11 protein-coding genes are annotated in these 13,992 nt (G+C 46.7%); 9 read left to right on the forward strand and 2 right to left on the reverse strand.

Annotated features, from left to right (window positions below):
• Positions 1-122 precede the first annotated feature (122 nt).
• From ftsE to KDK13_RS01610, 8 genes are all read left to right on the forward strand, one after another.
• Positions 123-791, forward strand: a complete 669-nt coding sequence (gene ftsE / locus KDK13_RS01575; protein ID WP_257283014.1) for a cell division ATP-binding protein FtsE — start codon at positions 123-125, stop codon at positions 789-791.
• The gene (gene ftsX / locus KDK13_RS01580; RefSeq protein ID WP_257283015.1) at positions 788-1,876 is read left to right on the forward strand and encodes a permease-like cell division protein FtsX; all 1,089 of its coding nucleotides are present in this window, start codon (positions 788-790) and stop codon (positions 1,874-1,876) included. Before ftsE ends, ftsX begins: the two co-directional genes overlap by 4 nt.
• A 135-nt stretch (positions 1,877-2,011) precedes the next feature.
• Positions 2,012-2,866, forward strand: coding sequence for an RNA polymerase sigma factor RpoH (gene rpoH / locus KDK13_RS01585; protein WP_257283016.1), 855 nt, complete (start codon positions 2,012-2,014; stop codon positions 2,864-2,866).
• A gap of 233 nt (positions 2,867-3,099) precedes the next feature.
• The gene (locus KDK13_RS01590) at positions 3,100-5,496 is read left to right on the forward strand and encodes an exonuclease domain-containing protein (protein WP_257283017.1); all 2,397 of its coding nucleotides are present in this window, start codon (positions 3,100-3,102) and stop codon (positions 5,494-5,496) included.
• A 218-nt stretch (positions 5,497-5,714) separates the two neighbouring features.
• Positions 5,715-5,825 carry a hypothetical protein gene (locus KDK13_RS01595; RefSeq protein WP_257283024.1) on the forward strand — a complete coding sequence of 37 codons (111 nt, stop codon included), beginning with the start codon at positions 5,715-5,717 and terminating at the stop codon, positions 5,823-5,825.
• 62 nt (positions 5,826-5,887) lie between these two features.
• On the forward strand, positions 5,888-6,082 hold the full coding sequence (locus KDK13_RS01600) for a hypothetical protein (RefSeq protein ID WP_257283018.1): 195 nt from the start codon (positions 5,888-5,890) through the stop codon (positions 6,080-6,082).
• Positions 6,083-6,085: 3 nt separating this feature from the next.
• On the forward strand, positions 6,086-6,214 hold the full coding sequence (locus KDK13_RS01605; protein WP_257283019.1) for a hypothetical protein: 129 nt from the start codon (positions 6,086-6,088) through the stop codon (positions 6,212-6,214).
• 13 nt (positions 6,215-6,227) lie between these two features.
• The gene (locus KDK13_RS01610) at positions 6,228-10,475 is read left to right on the forward strand and encodes an ATP-binding protein (RefSeq protein WP_257283020.1); all 4,248 of its coding nucleotides are present in this window, start codon (positions 6,228-6,230) and stop codon (positions 10,473-10,475) included.
• Between the two features lies 1 nt (position 10,476).
• On the opposite strand, the gene KDK13_RS01615 is transcribed toward KDK13_RS01610, so the two are convergent.
• Together KDK13_RS01615 and KDK13_RS01620 are read right to left on the reverse strand one after the other, a co-directional pair.
• Positions 10,477-11,589, reverse strand: coding sequence for a site-specific DNA-methyltransferase (locus KDK13_RS01615; protein WP_257283021.1), 1,113 nt, complete (start codon positions 11,587-11,589; stop codon positions 10,477-10,479).
• A 302-nt stretch (positions 11,590-11,891) separates the two neighbouring features.
• Positions 11,892-12,761, reverse strand: coding sequence for a WYL domain-containing protein (locus KDK13_RS01620; protein ID WP_257283022.1), 870 nt, complete (start codon positions 12,759-12,761; stop codon positions 11,892-11,894).
• 116 nt (positions 12,762-12,877) lie between these two features.
• Here KDK13_RS01620 and KDK13_RS01625 point away from each other — a divergent pair, with 116 nt between their 5' ends.
• Positions 12,878-13,987, forward strand: coding sequence for a hypothetical protein (locus KDK13_RS01625; RefSeq protein WP_257283023.1), 1,110 nt, complete (start codon positions 12,878-12,880; stop codon positions 13,985-13,987).
• Positions 13,988-13,992 lie beyond the last annotated feature (5 nt).

The raw sequence follows: 13,992 nt of genomic DNA on the forward strand, positions 1-13,992 counted from the left end.
AGGAGCTAGAGCAACGCAGGAGCAGTTGCCGGTAGGGCAGTCTATTCTCGGTCAGCCTCCCAGGTCAGCTGAAGTTGGTTAATTGAATAGCATCGAAGACAGGATAGATTAAGGACGGCTGGATGATTCGCTTTGACGGTGTCAGCAAGCGTTACCCCGGAGGTCATGTTGGCCTTGAGCAGGTCAGTTTTCACCTGGAGCGGGGAGAAATTGCGTTTCTGACAGGCCATTCCGGTGCCGGAAAAAGCACCCTGATGAAGTTGATCATGCTGCTTGAGAGGGCCAGTGCAGGTCAGGTCTGGGTGGGAGGTCATAACCTGCGGGCACTTAAGAACAGTCGGATTCCTTATCTTCGCCGTAACATTGGTGTGGTTTTTCAGGATCACCAGCTGCTGTTTGACCGTTCGGTCTTTGATAATGTTGCTTTGCCCCTTCTGATTGCAGGCTATTCTCCCAATGATTGTGCTGGCCGGGTTCGTGCTGCCCTGGATATGGTCGGGTTGTTAAGCAAGGAAAAATTGTTTCCAGTGGCCCTGTCCGGTGGTGAACAACAACGGGTTGGCCTGGCGCGGGCGGTTGTGAATCGTCCGGCCTTGCTGCTTGCGGATGAGCCTACCGGAAACCTTGACCCTCAGTTGTCCACAGAAATCATGAAGCTGTTTGAGAGTTTCAATCAGGTGGGTGTCACCGTGTTGATTGCCAGTCATGACCTGGCACTGGTGGCCCGGATGCGACATCGTATTTTGACTCTGGATCATGGCAGGCTGGTTGCCGACCAGGAGGTTCAGTGAGTCTGTTTAGAAAGCACAACCGGCGTCAGCAAGATGGTCGTCGGCACACAGTGGATGACAAGGCCGGTGTGGGAAAATCCGCCGGAAAGAATGCGGGAAGCTTTCTTCATAAAGAATCTCATAAAGATGCCCACAAAAGAGGTGCCAATCGCCAGACGGTGGCAACCCTGACACTGCATTCTTTTGTCAGCCTGCATCGGCAGGTGGGTAAGGATGCACTGAACCGCCTGCTTAACAACCCTGTGGCAAGCCTGTTAAATAGCTTGCTCATCGCCGTTGCTTTTTCCCTGCCGGTGATACTGTTTGTGCTGGTGAGCAATGTGCAGGCGCTTGGTTCAGCCTGGGATGGGCAACCCAAAATATCAATCTATCTCAATCACGGGGTTAGCCAGAAAATTATCGATCAACGCATTGCTGATTACCGTGCAAACCCTCTGATTAAAGACGTTGTCTACCTGTCACCGGAACAGGGGGTGAACGACTTTCAGCAAAAGGCCGGGCTGCAGGATGTGATTGGCCAGCTTGGATTTAATCCATTGCCGGGGGTGATTGAGCTACTGCCTGTCAGTGAAGCTTCTTTTGAACAATTGGATGATGCCGTTGTCCATTTTCAACGAATGGATGGTGTTGACCAGGTTCGTCTGGATCGTCAGTGGGTGCAGAGGCTTCAGGCAATATTAACAATGCTGGAACGCTTTGCCATTATGCTGGGCGGGATTCTTGGGCTTACCGTGGTTCTGGTGATCGGCAACACCGTACGTCTGAGTATTGAAAGCCGACGTGATGAAATCAAAATTATCAGTATGGTGGGTGGAACACGGGGCTTTATCGCCATGCCCTTCATCTATATGGGGATCTGGTATGGCGTGATCGGCGCTATTCTGGCTCAAGTTATTGTTGTTTCATTATTGGCTGTCTTGAGTCATGAAATGATGAATATTGCCGGACTGTATAACAGTGAAATGGTATTATCCGGTCCCGGTTTTTCAGTGTCAGGCATATTGCTGCTTGTCGGCATTGTGTTCGGTGCCCTGGGGGCCATGAGCAGCTGTTATCGACATTTTCAGGCTTTAGTACCGGATTAGTCCGTGTGAAGTAAGAAAATGTCCTGTAAAGTCGATAGCGGTTATGAAGCTAATTGTTGTTATTATTAGTATTACTTTGAACTTCAACTACTTTAATAGTGTCAAAATCAAGAGGGTATCTTGACGGAGTCAGTTATGGGCACCAGTCTTCAACCAGTCGATATGTTAGTTCCTGGTCGCAATATTGATGCGTACGTTGCGTCAGCCAGTAGTATTGCTGTGTTGTCTGCTGAACAGGAAAAAAACCTTGCTGAGCGCCTCTTCTTTCATAATGACCTGGAAGCGGCTCGTCAGCTGGTCATGTCTCACCTTCGCTTTGTTGTTCACATTGCCAAAAGCTATTCCGGCTATGGTCTGCCACTGGCGGACTTGATTCAGGAAGGCAATGTTGGCCTCATGAAGGCGGTTAAACGTTTTAACCCTGAGGTTGGGGTAAGGCTTGTCTCTTTCGCTGTTCATTGGGTCAAAGCGGAGATACACGAATTTATTCTGCGCAACTGGCGCATTGTTAAAGTTGCGACCACCAAAGCGCAACGCAAACTCTTCTTCAACCTGCGCAGCGCTAAAAAACGTCTGTCCTGGTTAACCAATGATGAAGCGGATGCCGTAGCTAAAGATTTGGGTGTTGAGGCTAAGGTGGTTCGTGAAATGGAAGGCCGAATGGCCGGCCAGGATACCGCTTTCGATGGCTATGCAGATGATGATAGTGATACTGCTTATCAGGCACCTGCCTACTATCTGGAAGACCATAACTCGGATCCATCTTCTTTGCTTGAAGATGCCGACTGGTCCGATAGTTCAATTTCCCAGCTGAGAAGTGCCCTGGCACAGCTGGATGAACGCAGTCGGGATATCTTGCAAAAACGTTGGCTGGCAGAAGAAAAAGCAACGCTGCATGAGCTGGCCGATACGTATGGAGTCTCAGCTGAACGCATTCGTCAGCTGGAAAAGAATGCGATGAAAAAGCTGAAAGGCTCTATGGAAGCCTGATGCCGATTAAATGTTCCGGAAAAAGCCGCTAAATAGTAGGCTGATAAGTCACACGGCACCTGAGTTTGACTCAGGTGCTTTTTTTATGCTTAAAAATCAATAAGCTACAATCCAAAAAGACACAAAAACCCGTACGATGATGTAATATTCTACTTTAAAAACAACTGTTTATATAACTAACTAGAAAATAGTCTATAGTTAAATAATAACAAGTCGGCTTTTAGTTGGTCTTTATGGACAGAGTTATTGTTATTGATACGGAAACCACAGGGCTATCACCATCTAGGGGCGGACATCGTGTAATCAATATTGCGGCGGTGGAGATCATCGACGGGAAGATTACGGGCAACACCTTTCATTCGTTTATTAACCCCGAAGGAAAGAAGAGCCAGCCCGGAGCTTTCAAAGTTCACAAACTTACGGAAGAGTTTCTTGCAAAACAGCCCACATTCTCTGAAATAGCCACGCCTCTGTTGGATTTCATTTCAGGGGCAAAGCTCTCTTTTTATTCAAAAAACTTCGATATGCCTTTTATCCAGTCTGAGCTGGATCGAAGCGGTATAAATGTTGTACTAAGCAGAGATTTCGAATCCTCCTGCCTAATGATTGATTTCGCCAACCGGGAAAACAATGGCAAATACCTTAAGCTGGATTCTGCCTGTATCAGATACGGTATCGATATATCTCAAAGAAAGGTGCATGGTGCTGCCATTGACGCAGAATTAACAGCTCACCTGTACGTCAAATTTCACTATGGCGATGAAAAGCCTCTTAATCGAACGCCTCATCAGAAACCCAGAGAGGAAAAAGAAGCCCGGCCTATACCGAGGGCGTTCAAGCACCCGAAATCAGGGCTAATGATACAGCTCAACCACTGTAAGAATCCTAATTGTGACAATTATGGTGTACCAGCACTGAACCCAAAACTGAAAAAGTCCGGTGAGCCAAAGAAAGGCTTAGGCAACGCTTACAAGCTGACAAATAGCAAGACTGGTAAATCGCTCACCTGCAAGCTATGTGGATCAAGCACAAAGCTCATTAACAATAAAGCATTTGTAGAAGAATCGCTCAGGCTTAATGAGCTTTTCAGGTTAAGAGAGATTACATGCCCCGATGTAAAGCTTCATACTTCAAACAGGCGCACAAGACCATGTCGCAACTCAACAGTCAGTATCTATAAACACCCCAAAAGATACACATTGAAAGGCACGCGAGCTTCAGCCTCCAAAAGGCAAGAGGAACTATCTTCTCAACGTGTTCAATGTAATGCTTGCAAAAATGAGTTCACTATTCCGTTGAACCCTCAAATGGGGCAATCTCGAAAAGACGTCAATGTGGCGCTGTTCAAGGGGTTGGTCAATAAAGGAATTTTGAACCGGCTCTCGGAGCAGCTCGATATATCCATGAGCCTGATTTACCACAAACTTGAATTCTTTTATGAGCAGTGCATTCAGTTTGATCAGTGGCATATCAATCAAAATCTGGACATCCTGAAAGGAAAACGACTAACTCTCAGCATGGATCGCCAGCACTACCTGGTTAATTGGACAGAAAAAGAGGATGCCAGGCCAACAAAGTTGGTCAATACAAGCACTGTTGATAACCAGAGCCGGTTTGTCTTCGCCAGCACATTAAATTTCGACTTTATTAGTGACTGGGAAACCATCAAAAAAGACAGCGCCATGCGCCGGGACGATGAAAAACCGGAATGGAAACGGCGTCATGCTCAATATGTACTCAAGAATAGGGAAGTGCAAGGAGATGATGTTAATGATGAATTATCCCTGAAAACACCTCAAAAAGGGCTTCTGGTGCAGCAAACATATTCATTAATGGCTCACTTGGAGCAAATGAAGCCATTCTATGACACCATCGACTACGCATACTTGATGGCAGACGACGATGAAGGGTTTGAGCTGGGGATCTGCCTAGTGCTTAGAGAATTAATTGAGAACCAGAAAATCTACCCTGTTTTAATTCGTGCGGACAGGAATAATGCAAGCCAAATGCAGGACAAAAGATCCTGGGCAGAACAGGTGTTAAGAAAGCACGGAGTTGAGTTCAGCGGAAGCGGTAAGGATAACCTCACGCTTGAGGAAAAAAGAGAGCTTGCCCAGAAGTATTGGGCAGCAAATTTAGAGCAACAGTTGCATAACGCGGGTCAAAGCCGCTCTGAATGGCTGGTTCACCCTTTCCCAAAATCACAACACTCTATCCAGTTGAAGCCATTGGTTGGTGTCAACAAAGATCGATGGCTTGATGTGGCGGAGAACTTGTTTGATAGCTCAACTCAAGGCGTAGACAACTACTTCCAGATGATTCGCAGAAGAATCAATGTACTCGAACGCCCGATCACTTCAGCAACCAATGGCCATCGTTGGAACGGTTATGCATCCTACAACCCTAAGTGGAGTGTAATGCTTGTAGAGATTCTGCGGGTGTACAACAACTACATTATTACCGACTCCAAAAAGTTGAAGAACAAAGGCAGCAAGCAGGAGCCATTAACTCCTGCTCAGAAACTCGGTCTAACCAAAAAACGCTACTCAATACAAGACATCTTGAGCTTCAGTGCGTTCAAGGAGTTCAAAGAAAATACCCTTACCCAAGATGCTGACGACAAAGTGTGAATGCTGACAATCACACTATTTCCCGTCCGGTGACAACCTCTCTGAAAGCAAAGAATTATAATGCAATTGTCTTATATGGTACGATGAAAGCGTTCCCTGTAATCAACAATCGTCCCAACAACCTATAGCTAAATCCACCGCAAAAATAGCTTTAAGAGACCATCTGGGGCTCCGCCAACAAGCCCCGGGAAAGTTATGAATCCTCGGAATACAAACACATTGTTCTGAGCCTGATTTTCCTGAAATTTATCAGCGACAAGTTTGAAATACAGAAGGCAAAAATCACCGAACAGTACGGCGCTGACTTTGTGGATATGGTGGATTTCTAAACCCAGGCAACGTATTCTATTCTATCTACCGTATTAGTGCCGTTGGTTCTTTGTATTGGGAAATGACAAACAAAGTGACATCGCTATTACTATTGGTTCGGCACCATGTTGATGTTGAGCATGAAACCGGTGACCACGTCGTTACTGAAGAGGGCAACAAGCAGACCTTAACCAAACTCTTTATGGAAACCCGCCCCGAGACCACGCCGAAGCTAATCAGCGACAGATCGACAAGATTGTTAAAGCCACCGGTTTGAAGGTTGGCAAACTCCAACAGTGGCCCGCGTGAAATCCAGAAGGCACTGTTATTGACACTGACTCAGTGTGGGTTGAGCAAAGGTAAAGATCTGTTTAATAAGACCTACGCCTACATCAAAGAGCATTACTAACAGGGGCAGACGCATGACTGTCAGAAAAAGAATCTCCAAAAGTACCATGTCGATGTTCTTTAGAACAGCATGTGACCGTGAACTCTATCTATCTTTGCACACAGGAAAAAAAGAGAACATCGAGTCCGCCGGACTTTCAGTGCCGCTTAAGTCCCGCCCAGGCGTTCAGATCATTACCAAGGCAGGCAATGACTTTGAACGCGGCCAGTATGAGATGTTAGTGAGAGAGCTGCCAGGCAACGTTGTTTTCGAGCCATCATTTAATGATGTCGATTTGTTGAAAACCCTATCGGCGCATGTTGCTGATAAACTCATCATTCAGCCTGCTATAGAGCCTGAAACCTTTCGAGACACTGTTCTTGGGAATCTTGGACTCAGTCATTCTGAGCAGTCCATGATTCCGCCCCTGAGTGGAATGCGCCCTGACCTTATCTATGCATGGGCAAATCTGGAACCCGATTGGGAGGTTTTGCCCGACGGAAGACGATCGCGTATTGATGGTGGCGATGGCCGTGTTGCGCTATCCGTTGTCGACCTGAAAAATGTTCAGGAGGGCAACGCCAGTTATGCTGCAGAAGTGTGCCTATACTCGATATTCCTGTCTAACTATTTGAACGTTAACAATCTAGTCGATCGATATTACGTCTCGCACCAGTGTTTTCTTTGGAGTAACGCAGAACTATGCAATTTCAGCCAAGCATTGAATGCCAAGCCGATGAAGACCCCATTGGATAAAATCGATGCATTACGGTATGACTGGGAGCCTGTCAATTACCTGCTTTACATGCCAAGTGTGCTCAAATTTTTCAGGGAAGATTTGATTCGGGTGATTGCTATTGGAGATGCAAGTGGTTGGAAGGCTGTCGATTACCATGTCTCTGGTAAATGCAATGCTTGCGATTGGCTTGGTGTGGAAAAATGGCTAAACCCCACAGATAAAATTTTCTTCCAGAACAACCCAGAAAACTATTGCTCCAGAGCTGCCGAAACACAGGATCACCTTTGTAGACTTCCTGGCTTGAGCAGAGGTGCACGACAAATTTTGTCCAACAGTGGTGTGAGCACTGTTAATGCGTTGGCTCAGGTGCCTAGCGCCTCCCCCGCCATACTTGGTAAGCACACCTTTTTGAAGCGAGAGCGAAATTCGATCGAAGCTAAAGCCTTGGCTTTGTTGACCAATAGCGTAACGACTGATACCAACGCAATCGTTGCCGGGCTTGCCCGGAATATAAATTTAGAGATTGACATTACTGTCAATTTTGATGCGTCGTCAGGATATCTGACCGGCATTGGCTTTAGAGCATACCTGCTGTATCCATATGGTTCGACGAATGATCCGGAGCGCTTAAGCTTTACAAGTTTCGTAAACCCTAAAGACGAGTTGGTGTCTGAGTGGGGTGTGGTTCAAAACTTTATTGAGGAATTTGTCCGAGTTGTAGATTCGGCGGTTGCCAAATTTGGAGCACAGAATCTTGGCAGCCCCAAGACGCAAATTTACTTTTGGGAAGTTCGCCAGTATGAAGAGCTTTGCAAAGCCTTCAGTCGTCATTTGGGAGCAATTCTTGCTCTGCCTACGGCCAAACAGAAAAGCCTAGCTTGGGTATTTCCACCGGATGAACTGATTGAAAAAGAGGATGGTGAAATAAGTCCTGCAATTGTCTTCATCCAGGATATTATTCAGCGAATTGTGAATACACCGATTCCCTTTGCACTCACGCTTTTAAGGGTGGCAGAAAAATACCATCTAGCCCAAATGGCACCGCAAAATGTGGACAACTATTATCAAGAACCGCTTGGCAACAGCATTCCACGCGAGCGTATCTACGAGATATGGAAATCCCCAGCAGGCGTATTCATGCGCGGCTCCAAGACCATTATGGTTCACGGTGCTATCGCCGACTACGGCAAGACGCTCAGAGCGCAGGCATATTCCCTAGCGACTATTACCGCCAGATTGCGAAGTGACTTTAAAGGCAAGTTAAAAGGCTCAGCGCGTGTTCTTCGTTTGCAAGGTGTTGCAGGGAGAAGAGGTGTAGCTGACGATTCGAAGTTGTGGGCACAATGGGAGTTGGTCAATGCCGCTACGAGCAAGGTTGAACGGGTTTCGGAATTCACGATGCCAGGAGAACGACTGGAATCGGCTTTTAAGGCGATAGTGCTAACACGTATTATTCGTGTGCTAGGCCCGTACCATTTTGAATTTGAAGTAAGCCCGGACTCCACAGAGTCAAAGCTAGAGGAAGGTAATAATTTTCTTTCCTTAGGTTCAATTAGCGCACCTGGATTTCTGCTTCAAAACGGGTTTTCTTTGGGAGTTGCATCGTCATTTCCATATCTGGATGAAGGTCTGCTTAGAGTGCCTACTCACAAATTTATCGCCGCCTCGCTGATTAGATTTGATAGAGTAAATCGGCTGGCAGAAGTGGAATTTAGACCTCGCTTTAACCCGACAGCGTTTGATGCATTATTTCAAGCTGCAATGAATAGCGCCCCGATTAACAACTGCGTATCACCGGTGTTTCTGATGGAGTCAGCACCATACGATGACTCAGACAACACAATCGATATCCTCAATGCTATTGCCCACCCTGTTAACTCGAAAGCAGACAGGAATGCTGTCATTGCTTTAGGTCGACACGCACCATCGCGTAAAGCAGGCACAGATCCAGCAACGCCCGCGTCTGCTGTGCTTTGGGAGGCAAAAAAGCTGGCAAAGCAAGCTGTCCGAGACTCTTCTGAGGTAAAAGCAATTGTTTCAAAAGCCAAGAGCTTAAATCGACATCCTCTTAATTCAAGCCAAATCGATGCGATTAAGGGGTGTGCTAAGCATGCTCTCAGTATTATCTGGGGGCCTCCTGGTACGGGCAAAACCGATACGTTGTCGGCATTGATCCATGCGCTAGCTTTAGAAACTATTGCGAAAGGTTCCGGTCTTAAAATTCTACTGACCGGACCTAATTATCGCGCTGTTCAAGAATTAATAGAGAGAACGATTACCAGCATCGAAAACGACGCATCATGTGTACTTGATGTATTTAGCGGCTTTTCTCGTTCAAGAGAGCCGGTACCCCTGAATCTTAATGCAGCCCATTTGAATGGCGGTGCGTTAAGGTTTACTGACAACGATCCGTTGTACGGAAGGTTTTTGCAAAGCATGCAGGATACCAATAGGGTGACAATTGTTGGTACCGCTGCACACGCCCTGCCATCGATGGTGCAACTGCTGGACTACCAAAGCCCATTGGCAGCCATATTCGATTTAACGATTGTTGATGAGAGCTCACAGGTTCCCGTAACTCTGGCACTACGCGCTTTAGCAGTTCTTAAGGATTCGTCACAGTTGGTGATTGCAGGAGACCACATGCAAATGCCGCCAATTGCGAGCCTAGACGCCCCAGTTGGCGCAGAGTATCTGGTTGGGAGTATTCAGACATATCTATTGCAACGGTTTAACTTGAAGCCATTACCCTTATTGGTCAACTATCGTTCAGGTGCAGACATCGTTGCTTACGCACGCAGCCTCGATTACCCTCAGGCTTTGGTTCCCGAATTTCCAGATTTACGGATACATCACATCAATGCACCTGGCAGTGCTCCAGCTGCGACCGGCATTTCTTATTCTTCCCTGATAGGTGAAACATTAGCGCCGAATAAATCGGTAATCAGTTTAATTCATGAAGATATCGCATCGTCCCAAGCAAATCCCGAAGAGGCAGAATTAGTTGTTACTTTGATTTGGCACTTATTTAACAGCGTTAGCTATTTCCTTGATGGGACGAAGCAGGCAGTTAACCACAGACCTGCAAGTGAAGATGAATTCTTCGAAAAATGTGTGGGAATAGTAACGCCTCATAAGGCTCAGAAATCGCTGATAATTTCGAAGCTAAATCAACTGTTTCCAAATGCAGATAAAGAGAAGATATTTTCTGCAGTCGACACTGTCGAGCGCTTTCAAGGTGGCCAGCGACACACAATCATTGTTTCATTTGGTGTTGGTGATTCAGAAATTGTGGAGTCAGAGGAAGAGTTCTTGATGCAGCTAGAGCGAACCAATGTCGCGGTATCCCGCGCAATGGCGAAGTGCATAATGATTATGCCGAAGTCACTTGCCTATCATTTGCCAAGCGACAAAAAGATCGCCAAATCGGCCAGAGCCTTGAAATCTTACATCGACGAATTCTGCTCGGAAACACAAAAGTATGTTCATCCGCTATCCATCGGAAATAGAGAGTTCGACCTAAGATGGCATGAACGCGTGTGAACTAAACTCGTAGCACATGGAAATCGAATTCCGATGAAGCTGTCGAGTTCGATTTCATTTGTCCTGCTTGGCGCTTTCCTTCATCAGCTGTTTTGGCGTTTCTGACTGATACGACTTTCCAGTTAGCGCCTGAAGATTCGAGTGATTCCAAAAAAAGTTTTTTTGCGTCGACTTTAGCTGAAGGAATGATGCCAAAGCGGACAAACATTCTAAGCTGATCAGAAGTCGATAGTGCCATGTTACTCCATACTTTCCCCAGTGATGCGGCAAAGACAGCTTGACCACCATGATCCAATTGTTCATCGATACTATAATCGACATAGTCAGGACCACCCAAAAACCAGTTTCTTAACCACTGGTCTTGCACATATGTACGCATGCCATAGTAAGGCGGTGACGTTATCACTGTGGTGAAATCTCTTCTTGAGCCGTTAAATGATTCAGCAAGCCGAGAATCACCATGCAAAATTTGCTGAAAGCTTCCTGAAACTTTATCGGCAAGACCATGTAGGCGTAACGTTTTTTTGCTTACGACCGTTAAAAAATCGATCTTAGGCGGCTTCATATTACGTTCTTTCCAGTACCTAACAGAGTAGTCTGGCTTAGACGAAAACGTACGTGGCATCTGATTTGAGAAGTAAGAGGCCGTATCAATTGATTTAGTGAGAGGGCCATGCAGCGCCCCTAAACAAACCGCCCTTAAGACAACTGATGCATCAGTCTCGTGTTGGATATTTAGGAGTTCATGTCTGATTTTGCAGATTTGTGAAAGAGTGTCTCTGTGGTATGCCCACTTAAAAAAATCCGATGTGGGTAGCTGAAGATCTCCCGCCTTAGAGAGCAAATTCTGTGCAAGTTCAATGACTTCATCGCTCTCACAACTTGCTAGTTTTGCTCTGGCTATCGCGACAGCAACGGGAGAAGAGTCGACGCCCCACGCATCAACCCCAAATTTTCTGGCAGCAAATAATGAGGTTCCTCTTCCGCAGAAGGGATCCATTACAACCGGCGATTCGGACTTGAGCTTCTTCAGAATTTTGGTCGGGTATTCCAAGGGAAACATTGTGAAATAGGGACAGACTGCGTTTAACGCATTTTCTGTCAAATTACTCATTTTCCCCATATTTCAAGAAGTCCAATTTCAGTGTTAATAGATAATGGCATAATAACTTATTTTGCCACTATGCTGATAATTTTCCTTGCAGGGATCGTGCTAATTCTGCCTTCCTTCCTGAATCAAGAAGATGTCGAAAGCATCTGAGACGATGATGCTGGTATTTCCCGCTATCAGATATGTATTTTGCAAATGCAGTATTAAGAATAAGAGAACTACTAACTAAGATAACCCGATGCTTTATCAATCGCTGATTGTTTGCACTGTCTATTACGGCTATCTCTTAGTATTTTCCTTCTCTTTTAACCGAACAGATAGCCTTTGATTTCATCCTTATTAACCACTTCTATTTGCTGGGCTGCCGGGTTGCTCTCCTTGTCGAGAGTGATATTCAACGCCTGCATCATGTAGTGAACCAGGGCACCCCGAGTGCGAACTGTCAGTTGTCCATTTTTCATAGCGTATTCATGGGCAACAAACTTTTTCTGTGCCGCTGTCAGGCGCTCATCCGGCTGCAGCACCATATCAACCCAGGTGTTCCATTTCTCATCCTGCTCTGCGCTCTGGTCTGACCTGCCCATTAACTCCGGTTCTCCAAAGAGCCGACTTAATACAAAGTCTCGATAGTCTCGATTTCTCTCGCAGTATGCCCGCACATGCCACCGTAACGATGTACACACCAACGTATGCGGAACAATGATCCGGTATTCGCCTTCGGGTGTTCCCATGGATGTATAGTTGATTTCCAGCCGTCGGCCTTCGCGGATGGACTTCGCCAATGGGCGCATGACTTCAACGTCAATACTGCGCACTGGTGCTTTCAGGAATTCGCTACTGATGACACCTCCGCCCAGCATTTGAAAAGGGTGGCCGGCATCATGTTCCCTGTCTAATACATGCAAATATTCATCGATCAAGCCGGAGCTGATGACTGGTTTGAACGTTTTGCTCGGTCTATACCCTTTGAGACTGCTGTCGTATTCCAGGTTGCCGGGGGCGATATCTCTGGAATAAGTATTGATATCCTTTGAAGCTTGCTGTCTCCCAATGCTGAATCGATCACAGAGATGATTGGTCGTCAGCCTGCCTTCCCATTGAGCAATGATCTCGATAACCCGGTATCTCACCAATTGATCCCAGCGCTTCGCTGTTCCCTCTACGGCTTCCTTCATCTGTTTAGCCTCCACATGCTTGTCAAAGCGACATGTATGTTTGTCCAGTGTGGATATGTACCCTTCGACGACATATTCTATTCGCAATCCAAGCAGTTATCCTCCCGGATTATCACATGAATAATATGTCTGGCATTCCTGGCGGAGCCAATAGCAACAAAGACGCCCTGCGGTACGGCGACATCAGTCGCAGTTGCAGGAGCGCCGGCGTGCTAAAACTACTGATTGATCTGGCCAACAGTGCTGCCAAAGGATACGCCTCCACTGCTGAAACCCTGAGACCATTTGCTCAGCTCGATCTCTTATGGCTGGCTCTGGCAATCATCGACACAATAGCTGAGCAGACCGAATTAAAACCTGGCACCACCCGAAAGGCCGTGACAGCTGCGCTCTTGTCGGCTGTAATGGAGCAGAACCGTGCCATCAATCCTGACTCACCTATGGATAGTGAGAGCATCGAAACAGGGATCGGGATGATGTTTGATATATTGGCCAATCGACCGAATCGCTATAAGCCCTTTGTGACCCGCCACTGGGACGCCAATCGAAACCAGATGAGCCAGCGCCAATTCTGGCTGGTTAAAACCACTTACGACATAGAAGACGCTCAGCAAAGTGCGCTGTTTGAGCTGACGCCTCATGCATTTAGCACCTACTTCGGATTATTGGAGCAGGACGCCATTGACCTCGCACGCATTAATGTATTGAGAATGCAAATGCTGGTGGACCGAGGCGCTTTTGACCGCGCCCTGGAAGTGGCCTCTGACAATAACAACAACGCCCGTCGACTGACCTCTGAGCTGCGTACCATTCAGAGGCAGATCGTTCGCAACATTCGTTCCGTTGATTATGATCGGGTAGATTTTTTAGGCAATGAGGCAGATGAGCATTCTGATGCTTTGCAGGGGGATCTGGAGAAGCTCAGCCATATGGTGCGCAACTACTCCCCCGACAAGCTTGACCCATCTCAGGAGGAAAATCTCCGACTGCTCAGTCAGAAGCTGGATCAACAGAAGCTGGAGACAGACAAACTATTCAAGGCTTTGATTTCATTACCAGAGACCTATCGCGATCACCAGCATAAATTATTTACCAGTCGTGATGCATTGGCAGATTACAGCTTGCCGCCTTTAGAAAGTGCAGCGCCCTTATTCGCCCAGGTATCCGTCACGCAAAACGCAGAGCTTGCTGATGACTTTCTTGCCAATCCCCCCTTCCTGAGTTGAAAAAT

The sequence above is a fragment of the Endozoicomonas sp. SESOKO1 genome, assembly GCF_024606265.1.
GTDB lineage: Bacteria > Pseudomonadota > Gammaproteobacteria > Pseudomonadales > Endozoicomonadaceae > Endozoicomonas.

Excerpts from the sequence above, each read along its gene's own strand:
- ftsE (WP_257283014.1), top strand. The coding sequence starts at position 123 with ATGATTCGCTTTGACGGTGTCAGCAAGCGTTACCCCGGAGGTCATGTT.
- rpoH (WP_257283016.1), top strand. The coding sequence starts at position 2,012 with ATGGGCACCAGTCTTCAACCAGTCGATATGTTAGTTCCTGGTCGCAAT.
- KDK13_RS01590 (WP_257283017.1), top strand. The coding sequence starts at position 3,100 with ATGGACAGAGTTATTGTTATTGATACGGAAACCACAGGGCTATCACCA.
- KDK13_RS01600 (WP_257283018.1), top strand. The coding sequence starts at position 5,888 with ATGACAAACAAAGTGACATCGCTATTACTATTGGTTCGGCACCATGTT.
- KDK13_RS01610 (WP_257283020.1), top strand. The coding sequence starts at position 6,228 with ATGACTGTCAGAAAAAGAATCTCCAAAAGTACCATGTCGATGTTCTTT.
- KDK13_RS01615 (WP_257283021.1), bottom strand. The coding sequence starts at position 11,589 with ATGAGTAATTTGACAGAAAATGCGTTAAACGCAGTCTGTCCCTATTTC.
- KDK13_RS01620 (WP_257283022.1), bottom strand. The coding sequence starts at position 12,761 with ATGAAGGAAGCCGTAGAGGGAACAGCGAAGCGCTGGGATCAATTGGTG.
- KDK13_RS01625 (WP_257283023.1), top strand. The coding sequence starts at position 12,878 with ATGAATAATATGTCTGGCATTCCTGGCGGAGCCAATAGCAACAAAGAC.